Here is a 22,828-nt window from a genome sequence, read left to right on the forward strand (position 1 = left end):
CGAACCGACGCCCGCCGTGCTCAACGTCCTGGACATCGTTCTTCTCCTGCTCGTCGTACTCTTCGCGATCTCCGGGTACCGGCAGGGCTTCCTGGTGGGCGCGCTGTCGTTCGTCGGCTTCCTCGGCGGTGGTGTGCTCGGTGCCAAGGTTGCGAAGCCCTTCGCCGAACTGATCGGCCAGGAGAGCCACGGCGCCATGGTCGGTCTCCTGGCCGTGCTCGGTCTCGCCCTGGTCGGGCAGGTCGCGGGCACCGCGATCGGGGTCGCCAGCCGGGACCGGGTGACCTGGCGCCCCGGCAGGGCCGTCGATGCCGCCGCGGGTGCGGTGCTCTCCGGCTTATCGGTGCTTCTTGTCGCCTGGCTGCTGGCGACGGCCGTCGATCGATCGCCCTTCGAGTCCCTCGCCCACTCGGTCCGGGAATCGCGGATCCTCGCCACCGTGGACGCCGGGATGCCCAACGAGGTCCGCAGTGCATTCGCCGACCTGCGCCAACTGGCTGACGACAACGGCTTCCCCGAGGTCTTCGCCGGGCTCGGCGGCGGGCGCATCGTCGCTGCCGATCCGCCCGATCCCGCTTCCACCCGGACTGCCGGGGTCCGCAACGCGGCGGCGAGCATCGTGAAGATCCGTGGCGTCGCCAGCTCCTGCGACAAACGGGTCGAGGGATCCGGGTTCGTCATCGCCCCGCAGCGCGTGATGACCAACGCGCACGTCGTAGCCGGAGTGCACCGTCCGGTGGTCGTGCTGGCCTCGCGCACCCTGCCTGCCGAGGTCGTCCTGTTCGACCCCGACCGGGACGTCGCCGTGCTCCGCGTGCCGGACCTKCAACGGCCGCCGCTGCGGTTCCGGACAAACCCACCGGCCGCGGCCGAAGACGCCGCAGTGATCGCCGGTTATCCCCAGGACGGGCCATACACCACTGTGGCGGCGCGCGTCCGCAACCATCAGACCGCCCAGGCCCCGGACATCTACTCGCACGGCCTCGTCCTGCGCGACATCTACGCGGTCCGTGGACGGGTGTTGCCGGGAAACTCCGGTGGACCCCTGTTGTCCGAAAGCGGAGACGTCCTGGGCGTCGTGTTCGCCGCGGCCGTCAACGACAGCGACACCGGTTACGCCCTGAGCGCCGCCGAAGTGGCCAGGCCTGCCGCCGCCGGGGTGATCGCCACGGCGGAGGTGAGCACTCAGGGGTGCGACTGACCTCCCGTACTCCCGCACCGGTGGCCGGGCGACGCTCAGGGACGAAGCCAGCCGAGCAGTTCGGCGTTGACGAGGTCGGGGGCCTCCTCATGCGGGAAGTGYCCGATCTCACCGAGCAGACGCCAGGTGTAGGGGCCGCTGACGTAACGCCCGGAGCCCTGGGCGGTGGACGGCAGGAAACAACGGTCCATTTCCCCGTGTATCTGCAGGGTCTCCATCCGCAGCGACCGACGGAGGACACTACCGAAACGCGCCCCATCGGGCCGGAATAACGACCGGAAGATCCACCGGTGGTACTCCAGGGAGCTGTGCGCCACCCCGGGAACGCGCATCGCCGATCGATATCGCCGCTCGGCCTCGGCATCCGGATACCCAGGTCCTCCCCAGCCGCGTAGCAGCGTTGCGACGTGGGCGGCGTCCTCGGCCACCAGGACCCGTTCGGGCCGCCACGGCAGCTGAAAACCGAGCATGTACCGGCTGGCGACACCCTGACCACGAGGATCCGCCGCGATCTGGTGCCGCAGCCGCAACGGATGGGGCATGGCCAGGATCGCGAGTCGACGCACCACCATCGGATGACGGACCGCAGTGGTCCAGCCAAGCAGCCCACCCCAGTCGTGGCCCACGACCGCGGCGTCCGGTTCCCCTAATGCTMTGACCAGACCGGCCACGTCATCGGAGAGGGTGAAGGCGTCATAGCCCCGAGGCGGCTTGTCACTCGCTCCGTAGCCGCGCAGGTCCGGCGCGACGACGCGGTAGCCCGCCGCCGCCAGCGCGGTGAGTTGGTGACGCCAGGCCCACCAGAACTGCGGGAAGCCATGCAGCAGCAGGACGAGCGGGCCGCTCCCCAACTCCGCCACGTGCAGCCGGGTACCGTTGGCAGACACGTCACGGTGCCGCCACGGCCCGTCGACCAGGACGGTGGCGGGCTCGGGAACGGTGTCCTCCATCGCCTGCCAGGATGGCAGACCAGCCCCCGGCCCCGGACCGGCGGTGCTCGTGACGAGCCGGTCGTGGGGTCCGCCGCCGGCCCTCGAACGTCCGCCGCCGGCTCCCTCGCCAGACCCTGTGCCGACCGCGCCTGCAGCTTGGGTACCGGCGAACACCRAACAGGACGTCAGTGCCCGCGCTGGCCCGGGTGGGCGGCCGCACCCGCCGACTCGACCGCGTCTCCCGGTCCGACCGGACCCGCTGACCTGGCTGGGGCGGTCGTCGGATTACGTAGCCAGGTGATGTCGTCGCGCACGGTCTGGATGGTCYGCTCGGGCGGGGAGAGCTTGCGCAACCGCGCCATCGCGAACAGGGCCAGCAGCCCCGCGACGACGAGGTAGAGACCGGCCGTCAGCAGATAGGACCAGAAACGCTCGATGCCGGCCCAGGTGAACAGCTCTCCCAGAAAGATCGTGACGGCGATCAGAGCRCAGAACCCGAGGCCGGCCGCCACCGCCAGAAAACCGATTCCGAGCGCAGCCGACACCGCCTGCTGGGCAAGCTCGGCCTTGGCCAGGTTGATCTCCTGACGAACCAACAACGAGACATCGCGAGTGGCCAGAGCCACCAGCTCACCCAGCGTCGGCTCACGGCCGTCCCGAGCCTTCCCGGCTGCGATCGACACTTCTGGTCCTCCCTCTGGCGGCGACCCGCCCGTGCTGGACGGCCGGACAGTTCGCGCTACCGCCCTGATCCGACATGCACCCTGATCCGACATGCACCCTGATCCGACAGGGTCCGAACCGGCGGCGGACCGGGAGGCCCCACCGGAGGCCATCCGCCCCGGCCCCCTCCGGTCCATACCGTCAATACCCTCCCGGCCGACCGTCCCCCCATCATGACGCGGTCCGCCKCCCCGGTCCCGCTACGCAGTCTCCCCCGCGCGGAGCCGCCTGGGGGCCCAACGACGCGGCTCAGACCTGTGACTCCTCCTACGGGTCTCACCGTCTTCCCGCTTGGCCCGGCCCGCCTGGCCTGGACGGTCCGACCCCGCACGGCCCAGCCCGCATGGCCCAGCCCGCATGGCGCGGACGGGTAGCGTGCGAGCTGTGAGTCTCCGCCCGTCTGGAACAATCCTCGCCGCCGATCCACTCGCCCGTGTTGCCGCTCTGCCCGGGGTGCGTKAAGCCGCGGACAGCGCCCGATCCGCGGTGGACACGCTTCTGCGCCACCGCGTTCTGCGCCGCCAGAGCGCCGAGGTGACCGCGGAGGCATCGTTGCGGGCCGCCCGCGCCTGCGCCGCCCTCGAGGGATACGAGATCAGCCTGGACGAGTTGCGGGCGCACCTGGCCCGGTCCGGGCCCGAAGGCGTGCTCCCCGGCCCGGAGGAAACGGACGCGTCGAAGGCCGGAGCGGTCACCGACCGCGGTACACGGAACGACGCCGCCATGACCGGATCCGGCCATCCGTTACCTGTCGTCCTCGGCACGGTTCGGCTCTACGCCGAACTGGGCATCCTGGTTCCGGCCTGGGAGCGGGCACCGCGACAGGCCCTGGCCCGCATGCACGTGCTGCTGGGCCGGGGTTTCGTCCCGGACGACGAGCTCGGTCGTCCGCGGGCCGATGCCGGCACCCGGGCGATCCTCGACCCGTTGCGGTTGGGCCCGCCTCCCCACTCGGTGGAGACCTCGGTTCGGCTGGATGGCCTGACCGGACTCCTCGTCGCGCCCACGAGCGCGCCGGCGATCGTGGTGGCCGCCGTGGTGCACGGGGAGCTGCTGGCCCTACGACCGTTCGGCGCCCTCGACGGGGTCATCGCCCGGGCCGCCGCCCGTCTGGTCCTGATCGGCCGGGGCCTCGATCCCAAGGCACTCACGGCGACCGACGTCGGACATCTCGAGATGGGACAGAACCCGGCGAGCATCCTGCGGGTGGACCGCGCGGGGGACGCCCACGCCGGAGAGGCCTACGCCGGAGAGGCCTACGCCGGGGACGCCTACGCCGGGTACCGCGAGGCCGCCGCGGCCTATGTCGGTGGCGGCGCCGACGGCGTGGCCATCTGGGTACGGCACTGCGCGAAGGCCCTGGAACTCGCCGCGCGGGAGTCCCTCGCCGTCTGCGAGGCGCTCGCCCGAACCTGATCCACACTTACGGAGCGATTGACGCACCTGACGGATCCGCTGCAGGGATGGACCACAACGAACCTGCCCGTATGAACCACTCGGTGCGGACCCCTGCGTGGGCTGCCGCCCCCTCCTGCCACGTGGGCGGCAGCCACGCGTTCCCGGCCTGCGGCCTCGGCAGGTCTCGGCAGGTCGAAACCTCCATCAGAACATCTTCAGGCCCTGTGGAGGGCGGTCATCCACAGGGCCTGTCCCGGCGCATGGTGAGACCACGTCTTCCCCGACCCCGATGGGAACGAGGCCGCCATGTCCCCTGCTCCGCCCCTGCTGACCGCCGCGGAGAACCACGGTCCGGTCGTACGCCCGCTCATCGTCACCGCCATTCCCGACCTGCTCGACGATCTGTTGCGGCTTGCGGCGGCCGCCGGTGTGTCGATGACGGTCGCCGCCGAGATGAGCGCGGTGCGCCGCAACTGGACGTCGGCTCCCCTGGTCATCGTCGGAATGGACGAGGTCGAGCCGTGCATCGCGGCCACGCTGCCCGATCGACGGCATGTAGTCCTGGTCGGGGGACACGTCGACGACGGCCGGGTGTGGGACGCCTCCGTGCGCATCGGCGCCGATCACGTGGTCTTCCTTCCCGAAGCCGAGCCCTGGYTGGTCGACCTCCTCAGCGATCTCGACGGCCTCGATCGGCATCGTTCGGTGACGCTGGGCATCATCGGCGGCCGCGGCGGGACGGGAGCCTCCACCTTGGCCGTCTCGCTGGCCCTGGCCGGGCTGAGGCACGACCTGCGCACGATGCTGATCGACGCGGATCCGCACGGTGGCGGGCTCGCCCCCGCCTTCACCCGCCTCGTGCCGTCCATGTCCGGTGCCTTCCCTGGCGGGGAGACCTCCAGTCTGGCGCCGCTGTTTCCCACGCGCCACGACCAGCATGACCAGATGGACSGGAGCGGCCCGGTCGGACCGATCGCCTGGTCCGACCGGCTGCCCCGCCGGGGTGACCTCTCCGTGGTGTCCTGGGATCCCGCCGTCAGCCCAGCCGTTCCCCCGGCGACGATGGCCACCCTGCTCGCGACCGCTCGTTGCACGTCCGACCTGGTGATCCTGGATCTCCCCGGCCGAGGGAATCCGGCGGCCACCGCAGTCGACGCGGGCACCACCGTGGCCCTGCGGACCTGCCAGACGGTGCTGATCGTCACGCCCGCGGACCTGCCGTCGATCGTGGCGGCCGAACGTGTCTGCTCGGCCGCCATCCGCCGGTCCGCCGATGTGCGCGCCGTCGTCCGGCTGCACCCGTCCGACCGCCTCACCCCGGAGGCAATCGCCACGATGCTCGGCGTGCCACTGGCCGGGGTGATCAGCAGCCGACGGCACCGTTCGGTTCCCACTCGCGACCGCTACGGCGGCTCAGCCGACAGGAACACCATCGATCGCCTCAGCGAGGAGCTGCTGACCCGCCTCTGCGTTCTCGGGCCACGGGTGTGGCCCGATCCGGAGGCCTGGTCATGACCGGGCTCGGCGAGCGACGCAGGTCCCCATTCCCCGCCACAGGTCACACGGCCTCACCGGCTGCCCGAGCGGCCGCGAGGCCCGCGGTCTCCACACGATCTTCACCGCCGTCCGCAATTCCATCGGAACCGCTCGAACCGTCAGAACCGCTCGAACCGTCAGAACCGGTGACCGCACCCGCGGAGCCGCCCGGAGCCGGCCCGCTGGATCCCCTCCTCGCTGATCCGCACGTCACCGATGTCCTGGTCAACGGGCCCGGTGAGGTCTGGGTGGAACGCCGGGGCCGGCTCATCCGTACCTCGGTCGCGTTCGCGGACGAGGAAGCGGTGCGGCGCCTGGCCGTTCGTCTCGCCGCGACGGCCGGGCGGCGCCTGGACGCCGCGATGCCCTTCGCTGACGTGCAACTGCGCGACGGAACCCGGTTGCACGCGGTTCTGGCACCGATCGCGGTGCAGGGTACGTGCCTGTCGCTGCGACGGACCCGGCGTCGCCCCTTCACCTTCGACGAACTCGTGCTCGCCGGAACAATGAGCCCGGCGGTGGCGGGCGTGCTGCACGCGGTCCTGAGCGCCCGACTTGCGATCGTGGTGACCGGGGGCACCGGCTCGGGCAAGAGCACACTGCTTGCCGCACTACTGGGAGCGGTGCGCCCCGACGAACGGATCGTGCTGGTGGAGGACACCGCCGAGCTCGTCATGGACCGTCCGGGGATGGTGCGGCTCGAGGCCCGCCCGCCGAACATCGAGGGCGCTGGCGAGGTGACCCAGCGCGATCTGGTCCGCCAGGCGCTGCGCATGCGCCCGGATCGGCTGGTGCTCGGCGAGGTCCGCGGCCCCGAGGTGCTCGATCTCCTCGTCGCCCTCAACACCGGTCACGAGGGMGGGCTGARCACCGTGCACGCCAACGACACCAGTGCGCTGCCCACCCGCCTGGAGGCTCTCGCCGCCCTTGCCGGGCTGTCCCGCCCCGCGGTCCACAGCCATATCGCGGCAGCGCTCCACACCGCCGTTCATCTTTGCCGGGAGGCCGACGGCCGCCGTCGGGTCTGCGCGATCGGGGTGTTCCGCCAGACGGACAGCGGACTGGTTCAGGTCGTGCCGGCCCTGGTCGTTCCTGCCGCACCTTCCCGGAACGGGCCAGCCCTGCGCGCCTGCGACCCGACGCCGGCGGAGGGCCTGCCGATCCTGCGTGACCTGCTGGACGTGCGCGGTGTCTCGCTTCCAGCCCTGGTTGACGCCGGGTCGCAGGTGCGGAGGCGAGCATGACCGTACTCGAGCGCGTGGGGACCGTCCCGGCAACCATCGCAGTCACCCGGCCGAGGACCGGAACCATGATCGGTTCAGGAATCGGCCTGGTCCTCGGTGCCGTCCTGCTCACGCTGACCTCCGGACCGGTGGCTGYGGGCGTCATGGCCGTGCTGCTCTGCTGTCTCGCCCGGGCGCGACGGCGGTCACTGGAGCGGCGCAGGCAGGTGGCGGTCCGCCAGTCCGCGGAAGACCTCCTCGCCGCGTTCGCGGCCGAGCTCGACGCCGGCGCACCCCAGCTCGAGGCCCTACGCCGGGCGGCGGGCGGCATCGACGAACTCGTTGCGGCACCGGCGGGACGATCGGCGTGGCTGCCCATCGACCAGCTCGGTGCCGCGCTCGACCGGACGGAGGAGCCCGGTGCGTTGTTGTGCCGCAGTGAGGCGTCATCACTGCGGCAGCTCGGAGTCGCCTACCAGGTCTGCGCGGCCGTCGGCGCAAGGCTGGCGCCCGTCGCGACGATGCTCGCGGCGGTCGCCCGCGCCGACGCGGTGCGGGCGGGCGAGCTGACCTCGGCACTGGCCGGGCCCCGGTCATCCGGACGGCTGGTGGCCTCGCTTCCGCTGGCCGGAATCGTCCTGGGGTCGCTCGCGGGAGCAGCGCCGATTGCGGTGCTGCTGGGCACGCCGGCGGGGATCGGATGCCTGCTCGTGGGCGGGCTCGCCGACCTGGTCGGAGTCCGCTGGCTTCGCCGCTTGGCGGACGGCGTGGAGCGACGGGGAGAGCCGGTGGCCGTGGATGCAACGGGCCTCGCGCCCCCGACCTCCGCCGTGGYGGGGCACAACCGGTTCCTCGCCGACTTTCCCCTGGCCCTGGACCTGATCGCGGCGTGTCTACGCAGCGGGGAAACCATTATGTCGGCGGCGCGGGCCGTCGGCGCCGCCACCGGTGGCGTGTTGGGCGCGGAACTGTGCTCCGTGGGCGATGCACTCGCGGCGGGCGCCACGGTGGGCGCCGCATGCGAGCGACTGGTGGCCGCGAGTCATGCTCCCCGACTCACCGACCGGTTGCCCGGATGGGCTCGCCGCGGCCGCGTGACGCCGCCGTCCCGGCGGGCCAGGATGGTGCGGGCAGCGATCATGGCGCTCGATCGCGCGGAGATGTCCGGGGCGAAGCTCGCCGCCACTCTCACCCGACTGGCCGATCGTGCCAGGGACGAAGCCCACGCGGAGAGCATCGCCGCGGCTCGTCGGGCAGGTGTCCTGGCGGTCGCGCCCCTGGGCCTGTGCTTCCTTCCCGCCTTTCTCCTGCTCGGAGTGGTCCCCATGGTCCTCGGATCCGTCCCCGCGCTGTTGCCGGCCTGAAGTCCCGATCATCCAGCTGCCACCGCGGCGCCAAGCGCCCAGGTCTGACCCATCGCTCGATCCCGATCCTCCCCCGTCCCGGAGGTAGTTCTCATGTTCCTGGCAGCCCGCTCCTCGTGCCGACGCCTGTCGCGATGGCCGGTGTCCCGGCGGCTTCTCAGCGTGTGGCGCCCGGCCGTCCAGGCCCGCGACCACGGCATGTCCACCGCCGAGTACGCGGTCGGCACGCTTGCGGCCGTGGCGTTCGCCGGCGTCCTCTACGCGGTGGTATCGAGCTCCGCGACCCGGTCGCTGGTCTCCTCGGTGGTGCAGCGCGCGCTGACCGTGGCGTTCTGAGCGCGGCCGTGATGCCTGTGCGCTCCTCCCAGCGGCCGCCGCGGCCGGTGACCCACCGACGTGGGAGATCCGTCCGCGGGTCGGACCGCGGCCAGGCCACCGCCGAGCTCGCGATTGGCCTGCCCTCACTGTTCGTCGTCTTCTTCCTGGCTGCCTGGATGCTCGGTGCCGTCGCGGCCCAGACCCGATGCGCCGACGCGGCACGCATCGGCGCCCGCCTGGCCGCCAGGGGGGAGCCGGATTCGGCCGTGCACACCATGGTGATCCAGGCGGCACCCGTCGGCTCCACCGTGACGCTGCACCGCGGCGCGGGTCGGCTCGAGGTACAGGTGTCGGTGCACGTCGGTGGCATCGGCGTCAGCCGGCTGGTTCCCGGCATCGAGGTGGCGGCGCGGGCCGTCACCCCCGTCGAGGCGACGGTCGATCTTCCGTCCGATGCCCCCACCGGATGCCCGGCCCGGATGGTGCCGTGAGCGGGGCGCGCCGGCTGAGGACGCTGCCGACCGTCAAGCCGGGGGTAGCGCCGTCCGTCGCGGCCCCCGATGCGGGGTCCGCGACGGTATGGCTGCTGGCCGTCCTGTTCGCGCTGCTCTCGCTGGTGAGCGTCGCGTTCACCGTGACGGTGATCAGCGCGGTCCGGCAGCGGGCCGCTGGAGCGGCGGATCTCGCCGCCCTCGCGGCCGCTGCGATGCCGCCCGCCGACCAGCGGACGGTGTGCGCGCGGGCCGACGAGGTCAGCGCAGCCAACGGGGCGCGGCTGGCAGCCTGCCGGGTCGACGGCAACGCCGTCGAGGTGACGGTCCTCGCGCGCCTACCGGCGGTACTCGGCCCGCTCCCGGAGCTGTCCGCCCGCGCCCGTGCCGGGCCGTGGGGAGGAGCGGAGGGTGTCTACTTCCCGGTCGGCGTGGACGACCCGGTTCCGGAACGGACGCCCTCGCGAGGTTGGGCGGCGCCGCTCGCCGCATCACCGCCACTGTCACGGCGCCGCAGATCAGCGACGCGGGCGACGATCCGGTCGCCCCGGTGGGGATGGGTGATGATCTGGCCCGAGGACGCCGCGGTGGGGACGGCCGCGGGCATCGGAGCGGCCGCCGGGCGCGCCTCGGGCGGGGCCGTCCGGGTTCGCGCCCCGCCGGTGGCGGCTTCGACGGACCGGGGGCCGCCGGTGGCGGGCGCGGGCGGAGCGGCCGGCGCGGCCGGCGCGGCCGGCGCGGAACGCACCAGCGCCTCCATCTCCCGGGCGCGCTGGCGTTCCATCCGGTGGCGGCGGCGATCCCGCGCGAGGCCCTGCAGGAAGAGCTGCACGCCGGCCGCTACCAGCACTCCCGTGGCCAGGCCGAGGACGAACAGGCCCCAGGTGTCGAACGAGAGTATCTGTCCCATGATCAGGACTTCGGTGTGACCGCTGTTCTCCAACACGAGATCCGCGGTGAGAACTCCAGCCACCAGCAACAGCACGACACCGACGGTTACCACCGAGACCTCCAGAACCATGGACGTTGGTATAAACGACGGAGAAAAGCCGATCTGGTCGACATACCCGGGTCCGGTCGCGGGGGAACCACGCCGCGGCGAAGTGGTCACGGGGCTAGCCGATCATGGCGGTCACCGCGGCGAGGAGCCGCCAGGCAGCCGCCTTGTCGAGCGGCTCATTGCCATTTCCGCATTTGGGCGACTGGACGCACGACGGGCACCCCGCCGGGCACTCACACGYTTCGATCGCGTCCCGGGTCGCAGCCAGCCAGGCACCGATTCGGAGGAATCCCCGTTCAGCGAAACCCGCCCCGCCGGCGTGTCCGTCGTAGACGAAGACGCTGGTGCGTTCGGTGTCCGGATGGAGCGCGGTCGAGACACCGCCGATATCCCAACGGTCACAGGTCGCGAACAGCGGGAGCAGACCGATCGCCGCGTGTTCRGCGGCGTGGACGGCACCGGGGACATCCGCAGGCTCGATCGCGGCTCGGGCAAGCAGGTCGTCGGACAGCGTGTACCAGACGGCCCGGGTCCRCAGCTGACGCGGCGGCAGATCGAGAGGCTCCTGCCCGAGTACCTCGCCCGTCGCGATCAGCCGCCGCTGGTATCCGACGACCTGGCTGGTGACCTCGACCACGCCGAGGTGCACCTCCACGTCGGGCAGCACCCGGGATCGCGACGACTCCACCACCCTGATGTCGGTGTGGTCACGCGCGGTGGTCGTCCATTCCGGCGCCGACTCGCATACGAACGCGACGGATTCCTCGAGGTCGAGGTCCTCGACCACGAAGCTCGATCCCTGGTGGAGATAGACCRCGCCAGCGTGCACCGTCGTGTGCGAGGTCGCGGCGTCCACGGTGCCCAGAAGCCGACCGGTCCGCGCTTCGACGATGCGAACCGGTGGTCCTCCCGCCCCTCGGATGTCCACATCCGGCCGGGCCCGTTGCGTCCAGAACCAGCCCGTGGGCCGGCGGCGCAGCCGGCCTCGGCGGACCAGGTCGTTGACGGCGAACGCAGCGGTCGGTCCGAACAACGCCAGATCCGCCTCGGTCAGCGCCAGCTCGGCCGCGGCGCACTCCAGGTGCGGAGCGAGCACGTAGGGATTGTCGGGGTCGAAGACGCTGGCCTCCACCGGCCGTCCGAAGACGGCTTCGGGATGAYGCACCAGGTAGGTGTCAAGCGGATCGTCCCGGGCGACCAGCACGGCCAGCGATCGCCGGCCATCCCGCCCGGCGCGTCCGGCCTGCTGCCAGAGCGAGGCGAGCGTGCCGGGAAAACCGGCGGTGACGGTGGCGTCCAGCCCGCTGATGTCCACCCCGAGCTCGAGTGCCGACGTCGCGGCCGCCCCGAGCAGGGCGCCCGAGCGGAGATCCTCCTCCAGGGCCCGTCGCTCCTCCGGCAGGTAGCCGGCCCGATACGCCGCCACCCGGTCGGCGAGGTCTGCGGCGATCCGACCGAGTTCGCGGCGGGCGGTCACCGCCACCACCTCGGCGGCCCGTCGCGAGCGGACAAAGACCAGGGTGCGCACACCGTCCGCGACGAGGTCCGTCAGCAGGTCCGCGGACTCGGCGGTCACCGACCGGCGGACGGGGGCGCCGTTCTCGCCCGGGCCGGGCGCGGAGGTCGGGTCCTCCCGGTCCGGCGAGCTCTGCCCGGTCGTGAGCAGCGGAGGTTCGTAGAGCACGAAGTCCAGTGGCCCCCGCGGAGATCCGTCAACGTCGACCACCTCGACCTCCACGCCGGTGAGCCGTGCGGCCGAGACCCCGGGATCGGCGACGGTCGCGGACGCGAGCAGGAACACCGGATCGGTCCCGTAGCGCGCGCAGATCCGCCGCAGCCGGCGGATCACCGCGGCCACGTGTGCGCCGAACACCCCTCGGTAGCCGTGGCACTCGTCGACGACGACGTAACGCAGGCCGCGCAGGAACTGGGTCCACCGCCGGTGGAAGGGCAGGATGCCACGGTGGAGCATGTCGGGGTTGGTCAGGACCAGGCCGGCATGCGCCCGGACCCAGTCCCGTTCGGCCGCCGGCGTGTCCCCGTCGAACGCGGCGGCCCGGATACCGGTGAGCCGCAGCGACCGCACGGCTCTGAGCTGGTCGTGGGCCAGCGCCTTCGTGGGCGCCAGGTAGAGTGCCCGGGCACCGGGCTCGGCGAGCAGCCGGGACAGCACCGGCATCAGATAGCCAAGCGACTTACCCGAGGCCGTGCCGGTCGCCAGCACCACGCTGCGCCCGGCGTATGCGGCCTCGGCGGCAGCCGCCTGGTGGCTCCAGGGGCTCGCGATCCCGGCGGCCGTCCACCGTCCCCGCAGGACCGGATCGATCCAGTCCGGCCATGGCGCCGGGCAGCCGTCCCGAGCCGGGACACGCTCGATGTGCGTCATGCACCGCGCTCGTCGCACGTCGCGGCGCAGCCCGGCAAGGACCGTGTCCGCGCCGTCGACATCCACCGGCGAGCCCACGACGATCGAGGATATGCGTCTCGACGCGGTCACGGCGCCCCTCAGCCGGACGAACCCCCCGAACATCGCCCTCTCGGGCCCCCGGGCCCCCGGGCCGGGGATCATCTCGGCGTGGCTACGGACAGCGAGGCCGATGACAAGACGACAGGCGGACCACGGAGTGTCCCCGCGGGACCAGCTGCGCCGAAACCGCCGATGCAGTCGGTCGACCCCCACACGAGCGCCAAGATCGGGGATACATTTCATCAGACGTCATCAGCCGGCGATGCCGCAACACCGGACCCGCGATCTGTGTCGCGGCACACCGGATTGATCCTCCTCGTGGGAGGGTAATGGCGCCGTGATGTCGGTCGCCCGAAGCACGGGACGGCCGGAGGCACACAAGGAGGATCCGTGGACCTGTCCCTCACGACACGCCAGGAAGGCAACCACACGGTCGTGGTGGTGGGCGGCGAGATCGACGTCTACACCGCGCCGAAGCTTCGCGAGCAGCTCATCGATCTCGTGTCCGGGGGGTCATACCACCTCGTCGTCGACATGGAAGGCGTCGAGTTCCTCGATTCGACGGGCCTCGGGGTCCTCGTCGGCGKGCTCAAGCGGGTGCGTGCGCACGAGGGTTCGCTGCGTCTGGTCTGCACTCAGGAGCGCATCCTGAAGATTTTCCGGATCACCGGCCTGACCAAGGTCTTCCCCATCCACTCCTCCATCGAGGAAGCCCTTGCCGCCAGCGACTGAGCCGGACATCACTCTTTCGCGAAAGGCAGGCCCGCCGTATGCCCACCGTTGAGCTGCGGTTCGCTGCACTGAACGGGCACGTTCGTACCGCCAGGATGATCGCGACGGCGGTCAGCCGGCGCGCGGGAGTTCCGGTCAGCGCGGCCGACGAGATCAAACTTGCGGTGACGGAGGCATGCACCCGAGCGGTGCGCGTCAACCGCAGGCATGCGCCGCAGGCCCCGGTGCATGTCGCGCTCACCGATGGCGCCGATTCCTTCACCATCACGGTGGCCGACTGCGGCCGGACCGGAGACGAGGTCGCCCCCGGTCCGGACGGTGGCCTCGTCACCGCGACCACCCTGCTCGAACTCGGATCCGAGTCGACTCAGCCGCCGGGTTGGGCGGAACCGGCGGACGACGATCCCTCGGCGGACAACTCTGGTTTCCCACCGGGGCTCGGACTCGCCCTCATCGAGGGACTCGTCGACGAGATCGAGATCAGGCGTGGCCCCGACGGCGTGGGTACGGTTGTCGCGATGACCTGGCACACCGGCGCCACATCGGACCCCTGCGAATCCGCGGTGTAGGACCTCTCCGGTCTCCCTGCCTGGGCCCGGCGACTGTTCCAGCCTCCGACCGTGCCGCCATGTGCCCCGCGCCAGGTTCCGAAGGTGGGGCACATGGAACCTGACATGGAGGTGGAGCCACGGCGCCAGTCTGCCATGTCAGTAACAGCACGAGCGATCTTTTTATGCCKAATATTCCTGAATCGATCCGTTTCCGGATTATCGCCGGGGCGGTGAGAGGTACCCGAGAGCACGCGACCCGGGCCGCCGCTGCTGAAAAACGAGCGCACGTCACAGACGTGTGGATAGACTCCGCCGCATCTCATGGACGGCTGATCCAACCATCCGTGATTCCCTTGGTGCTCCCCGTGAGACCGGTCAGATGCTTGGAAATGGGAAGAACCGACCGATCTCGCCMAAAGCGCCGCCGGATGCGGCGCGTGGCCGTGACCGTCTCGATGCCGTGGCGACCGCCGAAAGGGCGCCCGAGAGCACCGGCACCCTCACGGAGGGCGCACAGAGCAGACCGGGAGGAGCCATGTCCTCGATCCAAGCCCTACAGGCCGAGGGCTCTGGAATTGACCTTAGCGGCAGAGCCCTCGGCCTGGTCGCCGGTGTGGCGATAGTCGCAGCCCTCGCATTGCTTGTTGCCGGTTATCTGGTTCGTGAGGTATTGGCGGCGAGTCCAGGCACCCCGAGGATGGTGGAGGTCGGCCGGGCGGTCCAGGAGGGCGCCGCCGCCTATCTCAGACGGCAGTTCACCACACTCGCGGGATTCGTCGTCGTCATCCCCTTCGTACTGCTGCTCCTGCCAGCCGAGAACACTGGAGCGAAGATCGGTCGGTCGATCTTCTTCGTGGTCGGTGCGATCTTCTCCGCGTTGGTCGGATTCGTCGGGATGTCGCTGGCGACCCGGGCCAACACCCGCACTGCCGCCGCCGCCATGACCCGAGGGGAACGAGCCGCCGTCCGCATCGCCTTCCGCACCGGGGGGGTGGTGGGGATGTTCACCGTCGGTCTCGGACTCCTGGGGGCGGCGGCCGTGGTCCTCGTCTTCCGGGACACCGCCCCCCAGGTCCTGGAGGGATTCGGATTCGGCGCCGCTCTGCTCGCGATGTTCATGCGAGTAGGCGGAGGGATCTTCACCAAGGCCGCCGATGTCGGGGCGGACCTGGTCGGCAAGGTGGAACAGGGGATTCCCGAGGATGATCCCCGCAACGCCGCGACGATCGCCGACAACGTCGGCGACAACGTCGGCGACTGCGCCGGCATGGCCGCCGACCTGTTCGAATCCTATGCGGTGACGCTCGTCGCGGCGCTGATTCTCGGGGTCGAGGCGTTCGGCGAACGCGGCCTGGTGTTCCCCCTGCTCATCCCGGCGGTCGGGGTTGTGACCGCGGTCATCGGAATCTTCGCGGTGTCGCCGCGGGCCGGTGACCGCACCGGAATGTCCGCCATCAACCGGGGTTTCTTCATCTCCGCGGTGGTGTCCGCGATCGGCGTCGTCGCCGTCTCACTGCTCTACCTCCCGACGAGCTTCGCCGATTTCCCCGGGATGCAGGGAAGCACCCAGTCCGGTAATCCACGAGTGATCGCGATCGGCGCGGTCCTGATCGGGATCGTGCTCGCCGCCGCCATTCAGCTGCTAACCGGGTATTTCACCGAGACCGGCCGCCGGCCGGTGCGGGACATCGCAAAGGCGTCGCTCACCGGACCAGCCACCAACATCCTCGCCGGAATCGGGGTGGGTCTGGAGTCGGCGGTCTATTCTTCGCTGCTCATCGGTGCCGCGATCTTTGGCGCCTACCTGCTCGGCTCCGGCAGCGTCACGATCGCGCTGTTCGCGGTGGCGCTGGCGGKGACCGGTCTGCTGACGACGGTKGGTGTCATCGTCTCGATGGACACCTTCGGGCCGGTGAGCGATAACGCACAGGGCATCGCCGAGATGTCCGGCGACATGGACGAGGCGGGTGCGGCCATCCTCACCTCGCTCGACGCCGTCGGCAACACCACCAAGGCGATCACGAAGGGCATCGCGATCGCCACCGCGGTGCTCGCCGCCTCGGCGCTGTTCGGCTCGTTCACCGACACCGTCACGACGGCTCTCCGCGACGCCGGAGCGCTGCCCGAGGCGGGTCGGGGCATCGTTGGCGRCCTGAACATCGCCTACCCCGACGCGCTGGTCGGGCTCACCATAGGTGCGTCCGTGGTCTTCCTGTTCTCCGGGCTCGCGATCAATGCGGTGGGCCGCGCGGCCGGGCGGGTCGTCCTGGAGGTACGCAACCAGTTCCGGTCCAGGCCTGGAATCATGACCGGCGACGAGAAGCCGGATTACAGTGCGGTCGTCGACATCTGCACCCGCGATTCGCTCCGCGAACTGATTACACCGGGAACGCTGGCGGTTCTCGCCCCAATCGCGGTCGGTTTCGGCCTGGGATACCCGCCACTCGGTGCGTTCCTCGGCGGCGCCATCGCCGGCGGCGTGCTGATGGCCGTGTTCCTCGCGAACTCCGGCGGGGCCTGGGATAACGCGAAGAAGATGGTCGAGGACGGCCACCACGGCGGAAAAGGCTCGGAGGTCCACGCGGCCACGGTGATCGGCGATACCGTGGGAGATCCATTCAAGGACACCGCCGGCCCTTCGATCAACCCGCTGCTCAAGGTGATGAATCTGGTCAGCCTGCTGATCGCTCCGACGGTCGTAAAGTACTCGGTGGGCGCGGACGAGAACACGGGGCTGCGCATCGGTGTCGCCCTCGCCGCCCTCGCCGCCATCGCAGCCGTGATCATCATCTCCAGACGACGGAGCTCAATGATCAACGATGTGCCCGATATGACACAACCGACACCGGCTCCCAGCGAGAAGATCAACGCCTGACCCACATCGCTCCGCCACCGCCGACCCCCGCGGCTCGCACGAGGCCACGCGGGTCGGCGGCGCTGTTTCACACCGATGGAACCTCGAGAACCGATGGAACCTCGGAATCGGGATCGGGTACCGCCCGTGGGCCGGGTGATGCGCCAGCGGACCATCCGTGCCACCCACGTCGGATCGGGGAAGCAGTGGGTGAGCGTCGGGCTACGGTCGCCATACCCGGACGGGAGGATCCGCGAGACGGAATGGCGGCGTACGGTGCTGCGAGGCACCGCTCTCACTCCGACGGCCGCCGCCCGCACGACCACCGTCCGCCGGACACCCGCGCCGCCCCCGCCAGATCCAGTAACGCGCTCCGCCTCCGCAACATCCGCCATGTTCGAGACCTACGCTCCGTAGAAGCAACCTACGCTTTCGCCCCACAGAGCACTAAAACGAGCACGTCGCACCGAGGAGAGAAGTGCCAGCGCGCACGAAGACGACGACACGGGCGACCGCGCGGTCATCCGCACCGGTCGCCGAGCCCACCGAGGCCGGGCTCCCGCCGGAGACCGGCTCGAGCGAGGCATCGGCCGACGTACCCGCCGGCGCCACCAGCCGGACGGCGAACGGGCGAACGGAGGCTGGCCATTCGGCGAACGGCTCAGGCGGAGCCACCGGCGCCCACGGCAGCCGCGCCACCGGCTCCGGCCCGGGCAACCGCCTGGTGATCGTGGAATCGCCGGCGAAGGCGAAGACGATCGCCGGCTATCTCGGTCCGGGGTGGCAGGTCGAATCCAGTATCGGGCACATCCGTGACCTCCCGCGCAGTGCCGCCGATGTCCCGGCCGCGCACAAGGGCAAGCCGTGGGCTCGGCTCGGCGTCGACGTCGACAACGACTTCGAACCGCTCTACATCGTGACGCCGGACAAGAAACCGCAGGTCAGCAAGCTCAAGGCGCTCGTGAAAGACGCCAGCGAGCTCTACCTCGCGACGGACGAGGACCGCGAGGGCGAGGCCATCGCCTGGCATCTGCTCCAGACACTGAAGCCGACGGTGCCGGTCAAGCGGATGGTGTTCCACGAGATCACCCCCCAGGCGATCCAGCGGGCCGTCGACAATCCGCGCGATATCGACAAGAACCTGGTCAACGCTCAGGAAACGCGTCGCATCCTGGACCGTCTCTACGGCTACGAGGTCTCTCCCGTGCTGTGGAAGAAGGTCATGCCGAGGCTGTCGGCGGGCCGGGTCCAGAGCGTGGCGACCCGCATCCTGGTGGAGCGGGAACGTGCCCGGATGCGGTTCCACTCGGCGGAGTACTGGAACATCGAGGGCCTGTTCGGGGCGACCGTCGCCCGCCAGGCGTGGTCGGGCGCGGACGGCACACCGGGATCCGGGCCGGATGGACCCGGCGCCGGGTCCATCCGCGGCGACGGGGTCGAGAAGACCCCGCTCCCGGCAACCCTGATCGCCCTGAACGGCAACCGGATCGCGACGGGTCGTGACTTCTCCCCGACGGGGCAGCTCGTCTCCTCCGGGGTGACGCGGCTGGACGAGGCCACCGCCCGGTCRCTGGCCGAGCGGCTCGCCGACGCCGCATTCAYGGTGCGCTCGGTGGAGACCAAGCCCTACCGCCGTTCGCCGTACCCACCGTTCATGACCTCGACGTTGCAGCAGGAGGCCGGCCGCAAACTGCGCTTCTCCAGCCAGCGCACGATGCAGGTGGCGCAGCGGCTGTACGAGAACGGCTACATCACCTACATGCGGACGGACTCGACGAACCTGTCCAAGACCGCCCTGACCGCGGCCCGCGCGCAGGCGGCGAGCCTGTACGGGCCGGAGTACGTGCCGGCACGCCCCCGCACGTACGCCAAGAAGGTCAAGAACGCGCAGGAGGCCCACGAGGCCATCCGACCCGCCGGGGACCACTTCCGGACCCCGGGTGAGGTTCGTGGCGAGCTCGACGTCGACTCCTACCGGCTCTACGAGCTGATCTGGCAGCGGACGGTGGCCAGCCAGATGGCGGACGCCCGCGGCACGAGCGCCACGATCCGGCTCGGCGCGACCTCGTCCGCTGGGGAGGACGCCGAGTTCTCGGCATCGGGGAAGGTCATCACCTTTCCCGGTTTCCTGCGCGCCTACGTCGAGGGCGCCGACGATCCAGACGCGGAACTGGAGGACCGGGAGCGGYGGCTGCCGGACGTACGGCAGGGCGACCCACTGACCACCCGCTCGCTGACCCCCCGCGGGCACACCACCAGTCCGCCGGCGCGCTTCACCGAGGCCAGCCTGGTCAAGACGCTCGAGGAGCTCGGGATCGGTCGGCCGTCCACCTACGCCTCGATCATCGGCACCATCCAGGACCGCGGCTACGTGTGGAAGAAGGGCTCGGCCCTGGTGCCGAGCTTCGTCGCGTTCGCCGTCGTCGGCCTGTTGGAGGACCACTTCACCCGGCTGGTCGACTACCGGTTCACCGCGACGATGGAGGACGACCTCGACGACATYGCCGCCGGCACGGCCGCCTCGACCGACTGGCTGACCCGCTTCTACTTCGGAACCGGCGACGGCACCGACCCGGCCGCCGACGGACTGAAGCACCTGGTCAATGAGCGGCTCGGAGAGATCGACGCCCGCGAGGTGAACTCGATCCCCCTCGGCGAGACCGACGACGGCACCCTGCTGGTCGTCCGGGTGGGCCGCTACGGCCCCTACGTCCAGCACGGGGAGCGCCGTGCCAGCGTGCCGGACGATCTCGCACCGGACGAACTCACCGTCGACAAAGCGCTGGGGCTGCTGGCCGCGCCCAGTGGCGACCGGATGCTGGGAATCGACCCGGCGTCGGGGGCGACCATCACGGCGAAGGCGGGTCGCTTCGGCCCCTACGTCACCACCGACACTGACCCGCCGCGCACGTCCAGTCTGCTGCGTGGCATGTYGTTGGAGACGCTGACCCTCGACGACGCCGTGCGGTTGCTCACCCTTCCGCGCATTCTGGGTGCGGGGGATGACGGGGAGGAGGTCACCGCCCAGAATGGCCGCTATGGCCCATACGTGAAGAAGGGTGCCGAAAGTCGGTCGTTGGAATCTGAGGATCAGTTGTTCACCGTGACCCTGGACGAGGCCTTGGCGCTGCTCTCCCAGCCCAAGGCCCGCGGTCGGCGCCAGGCCGCGCAGAGCCCGCCGCTGCGCGAGCTCGGGACCGACCCGGCCAGCGGCAAACCGATGGTGGTGCGGGAGGGCCGGTTCGGCCCCTACGTCACCGACGGTGAGACCAACGCCAGTCTGCGCAAGGGCGACACGGTCGAAACGATCACCGATGAGCGTGCCGCGGAGCTGCTGGCAGACCGTCGGGCCCGCGGACCGGCCACCGCGAAGCGTCCTGCCCGGGGCACCGCGAAAGCCGGCACCGCCAAGACCGGCCCGAAAACCACCAAGGCCAAGCCGGGTACGGCGAAGTCCGGCACCGCGAAGTCCGGCACCGCGAAGTCCGGCACCGCGAAGTCCGGCACCGCGAAGACCGGCACCGCGAAGACCGGCACCGCGAAGACCGGCACCACCAGGTCCAAGACCGCCCGGACGGTGACGGACGACGGCGGCGGCTCCGATGGCTCCGATGACTCCGGTAGCTCGTCGTCCAGTGGCACCCGCCGGACGGACTGATGGCGCTGCCGATCGGTAGGAGCCCTGGAGAACCTGGAGAAGCGGACGCGCCCCGGGTGGTTTCCGAGGTTACGGCGTTCACCATCGGCGACACGGAGACCACATCTGGTAACGCAGAGTCGTCCAATGTGACCGGCAGGTCCACCACCCCGGTCGAGACGTCCGGAGGAGACCCTGTGGCCACCGACCATGCAGCCGGATCTCGGGACGCCGGGCGGCGCCCACCCTGGCCCGTCCGGCGACCGCGGGTCCGCCGCTCGCCGAGCAGGCATCCGGTGACGACGGTTCCCTCGCCGCCAATGCCGTCCACCATCGCCGCCGGAGGCGACAGCGACATCCGGGCCGTCCTGCGGATCCCCGCGTTCCGCCGGATGTGGATTMAGCTCAGCCTGTCCAGCCTGGGTGACTGGATGGGTCTGCTGGCAACCACCGCACTGGTGACCCAGCTCCAGGAGAGCTTCTCCGGGCAGGCGTACGCCATCGGCTCGCTGCTGATCGTCCGGTTGATGCCGGCCCTGATCCTGGGCCCACTCGCCGGTGCCCTCGCCGACAGGCTGGACCGCCGGCTGACCATGGTCGTGACGGACGTCATGCGGTTCGGGCTGTTCATGTCGATCCCGATCATCGGGACGCTCAAGTGGCTGCTCATCGCATCGTTCCTGGTGGAGGCGGTCACCCTGGTGTGGGCGCCGGCGAAGGACGCGAGCGTCCCGCACCTGGTGCCCAAGGAGCGGCTCGCGGCCGCCAACACCCTCAGTCTGATCATGACCTACGGCACGGCCCCGATCGCCGCGACGATCTTCACGATGCTTGCGACGATCTCACGGACGCTCGGCTCCAGCGTGTCGTTCTTCCATGACTCCTCGGTCGACCTCGCGTTGTACTTCAACGCGGCGACGTTCCTCGGCTCGGCAATCGTGATCTGGGGACTGAAGGGCATCGGACGGGCCGCGCGGCCGGAGACCGGCCCCGAGCCCGGGTTCTTGGCCTCCATCACCGAGGGATGGCGCTACGTCGGCCAGGACAAACTGGTCCGCGGACTCGTCGTGGGCATCCTGGGCGGGTTCGCCGGCGCCGGCTGCGTCATCGCCCTCGGCCGGCTCTACGTCGAGATCCTGGGCGGCGGCGACTCCGCGTACGGGGTGCTCTTCGGCGCGGTGTTCGTCGGCCTCGCCGCCGGCATGGCCGCCGGTCCCAAGCTGCTCGGCGACTACAGTCGGACCCGCCTGTTCGGCGTCTGCGTGACCGGGGCGGGTATCACCCTGGTGATCGTCGCGATCATCCCGAACCTGGTCATCGCCTGCATCCTCGTGGTCGCGGTGGGGGCGTTCGCCGGCGTGGCCTGGGTGACCGGATACACCCTGCTCCAGGCCGAGGTCTCCGACGAGCTGCGGGGGCGCACCTTCGCCCTGGTGCAGTCGCTGGTCCGCATCGACCTGCTGCTCGTGCTCGCCGCCGCGCCCGGCCTGGTTGGCCTCATCGGCTCGCACAGGATCCATCTGTGGGGCGACATCAACGTCCGCGCGGACGGCGTCACCGCGGTCCTGCTCGCCGGCGGTCTGCTCGCCGTCGCGGTCGGCCTGTTCTCCTATCGGCAGATGGACGACCCGACCGGAGCCGCGGTCTGGCCCGAGCTGTGGAACGCGCTGCGCGGCCGGCGGCCGGCGGCCACACGTCCCCGCCGCACCGGCCTGTTCATCGCGATCGAGGGCATCGATGGCGCCGGCAAGAGCACACAGGTGGAGCTGCTACGAACGTGGCTCGCCTCCTCCGGCCGGGAGGTGGTGGTGACCTCCGAATCCGGCGGCACCGCACTGGGAACGGGCCTGCGAGAACTGCTCCTCGACCCGACGGTACGGCTGCACCCCCGGACCGAGGCGCTGCTGACCGCGGCGGACCGCGCCGAACACGTCGCGCAGGTGATCGAACCCGCGCTGGCCCGGGGAGCGATCGTCATCACCGATCGTTACGTCGACTCGTTCATCGCCTTCCAGAGCGTGAGCCAGGCCCTCAGCACCGACGAGCTGTCCGTCCTCACCCAGTGGGCGACGCACGCGCTGCTTCCCGACGTCACGGTCCTGTTGGATCTGCCGGCCGAGATCGTCCTGCGCCGCGCGCGGATGACCGCGTATCCTGATCCGCCGCCGGGGCCGCCGGGGCCGCCGGGGCCGCCGGACGGCCCGGCCGAGGCGGACGACGCCGGGAAGTTGACCTTCCAGGGCCGGGTACGCGACACGTTCCGTCGGCTGGCGCAGAAGGAGCCCGATCGTTACCTTCCGCTAGACGCGACGCGGTCACCGGAGGAGATCCACGCCGAGATCCGCTCGTTCATGGCCAGCCGCATCGATCGGCCAGCCGTCCTGCTCGGTGTGCTCTGACC

The 22,828-nt window shown here is 70.8% G+C and carries 16 protein-coding genes and 1 pseudogene; 13 read left to right on the forward strand and 4 right to left on the reverse strand.

Annotated elements, in window-relative coordinates:
* Positions 1–16: 16 nt before the first annotated feature.
* The gene (locus CcI156_RS01750) at positions 17–1,201 is read left to right on the forward strand and encodes a MarP family serine protease (RefSeq protein WP_011438646.1); all 1,185 of its coding nucleotides are present in this window, start codon (positions 17–19) and stop codon (positions 1,199–1,201) included.
* Between the two features lie 35 nt (positions 1,202–1,236).
* On the opposite strand, the gene CcI156_RS01755 is transcribed toward CcI156_RS01750, so the two are convergent.
* Together CcI156_RS01755 and CcI156_RS01760 are read right to left on the reverse strand one after the other, a co-directional pair.
* Positions 1,237–2,151: an alpha/beta fold hydrolase gene (locus tag CcI156_RS01755; protein WP_076804097.1), complete on the reverse strand. Its 915-nt coding sequence runs from the start codon at positions 2,149–2,151 to the stop codon at positions 1,237–1,239.
* A 167-nt stretch (positions 2,152–2,318) separates the two neighbouring features.
* The gene (locus CcI156_RS01760; RefSeq protein ID WP_076804098.1) at positions 2,319–2,816 is read right to left on the reverse strand and encodes a phage holin family protein; all 498 of its coding nucleotides are present in this window, start codon (positions 2,814–2,816) and stop codon (positions 2,319–2,321) included.
* Between the two features lie 397 nt (positions 2,817–3,213).
* Between CcI156_RS01760 and CcI156_RS01765 the strand changes: the two genes are divergently transcribed.
* From CcI156_RS01765 to CcI156_RS26515, 7 genes and pseudogenes are all read left to right on the forward strand, one after another.
* The gene (locus CcI156_RS01765) at positions 3,214–4,272 is read left to right on the forward strand and encodes a hypothetical protein (protein WP_076804099.1); all 1,059 of its coding nucleotides are present in this window, start codon (positions 3,214–3,216) and stop codon (positions 4,270–4,272) included.
* Positions 4,273–4,560: 288 nt separating this feature from the next.
* Positions 4,561–5,769, forward strand: coding sequence for a septum site-determining protein Ssd (ssd, locus tag CcI156_RS01770; protein WP_076804100.1), 1,209 nt, complete (start codon positions 4,561–4,563; stop codon positions 5,767–5,769).
* On the forward strand, positions 5,766–7,034 hold the full coding sequence (locus tag CcI156_RS01775) for a TadA family conjugal transfer-associated ATPase (RefSeq protein WP_076804161.1): 1,269 nt from the start codon (positions 5,766–5,768) through the stop codon (positions 7,032–7,034). Before ssd ends, CcI156_RS01775 begins: the two co-directional genes overlap by 4 nt.
* A 65-nt stretch (positions 7,035–7,099) precedes the next feature.
* The gene (locus CcI156_RS01780) at positions 7,100–8,377 is read left to right on the forward strand and encodes a type II secretion system F family protein (RefSeq protein WP_254847233.1); all 1,278 of its coding nucleotides are present in this window, start codon (positions 7,100–7,102) and stop codon (positions 8,375–8,377) included.
* A gap of 93 nt (positions 8,378–8,470) precedes the next feature.
* Positions 8,471–8,713 (forward strand): DUF4244 domain-containing protein, encoded by a 243-nt coding sequence (locus CcI156_RS01785; RefSeq protein ID WP_023840725.1) that lies wholly within the window; start codon positions 8,471–8,473, stop codon positions 8,711–8,713.
* Between the two features lie 11 nt (positions 8,714–8,724).
* Positions 8,725–9,186 carry a TadE family protein gene (locus CcI156_RS01790; RefSeq protein WP_023840726.1) on the forward strand — a complete coding sequence of 154 codons (462 nt, stop codon included), beginning with the start codon at positions 8,725–8,727 and terminating at the stop codon, positions 9,184–9,186.
* Positions 9,162–9,569, forward strand: a pseudogene (locus CcI156_RS26515) (Rv3654c family TadE-like protein); the annotation flags it as partial. The gene CcI156_RS01790 and the pseudogene CcI156_RS26515, both read left to right, overlap by 25 nt.
* A 32-nt stretch (positions 9,570–9,601) precedes the next feature.
* Here the strand turns inward: CcI156_RS26515 and CcI156_RS26520 are convergent.
* Entirely contained in the window at positions 9,602–10,207 is a 606-nt protein-coding gene (locus CcI156_RS26520; protein WP_035729184.1) for a hypothetical protein, read from the reverse strand.
* A 94-nt stretch (positions 10,208–10,301) separates the two neighbouring features.
* The gene (locus CcI156_RS01800; protein WP_083718246.1) at positions 10,302–12,716 is read right to left on the reverse strand and encodes a DEAD/DEAH box helicase; all 2,415 of its coding nucleotides are present in this window, start codon (positions 12,714–12,716) and stop codon (positions 10,302–10,304) included.
* 327 nt (positions 12,717–13,043) lie between these two features.
* On the opposite strand from CcI156_RS01800, the gene CcI156_RS01805 reads away from it, so the two are divergent.
* The 5 genes from CcI156_RS01805 (at position 13,044) to tmk (ending at position 22,826) form a co-directional block, all read left to right on the forward strand.
* Entirely contained in the window at positions 13,044–13,385 is a 342-nt protein-coding gene (locus CcI156_RS01805) for an STAS domain-containing protein (protein ID WP_076804102.1), read from the forward strand.
* 38 nt (positions 13,386–13,423) lie between these two features.
* Positions 13,424–13,954, forward strand: a complete 531-nt coding sequence (locus tag CcI156_RS01810; protein WP_011438657.1) for an ATP-binding protein — start codon at positions 13,424–13,426, stop codon at positions 13,952–13,954.
* A gap of 517 nt (positions 13,955–14,471) precedes the next feature.
* Positions 14,472–16,811, forward strand: a complete 2,340-nt coding sequence (locus CcI156_RS01815; protein ID WP_076804163.1) for a sodium-translocating pyrophosphatase — start codon at positions 14,472–14,474, stop codon at positions 16,809–16,811.
* A 457-nt stretch (positions 16,812–17,268) separates the two neighbouring features.
* The gene (topA, locus tag CcI156_RS01820; protein WP_076804103.1) at positions 17,269–20,448 is read left to right on the forward strand and encodes a type I DNA topoisomerase; all 3,180 of its coding nucleotides are present in this window, start codon (positions 17,269–17,271) and stop codon (positions 20,446–20,448) included.
* A gap of 299 nt (positions 20,449–20,747) precedes the next feature.
* On the forward strand, positions 20,748–22,826 hold the full coding sequence (tmk, locus tag CcI156_RS01825) for a dTMP kinase (RefSeq protein ID WP_371681747.1): 2,079 nt from the start codon (positions 20,748–20,750) through the stop codon (positions 22,824–22,826).
* Positions 22,827–22,828: the final 2 nt, after the last annotated feature.

Origin of the sequence: Frankia sp. CcI156 (genome assembly GCF_001983015.1) — a bacterium.
Taxonomy (GTDB): Bacteria; Actinomycetota; Actinomycetes; order Frankiales; family Frankiaceae; genus Frankia; species Frankia casuarinae.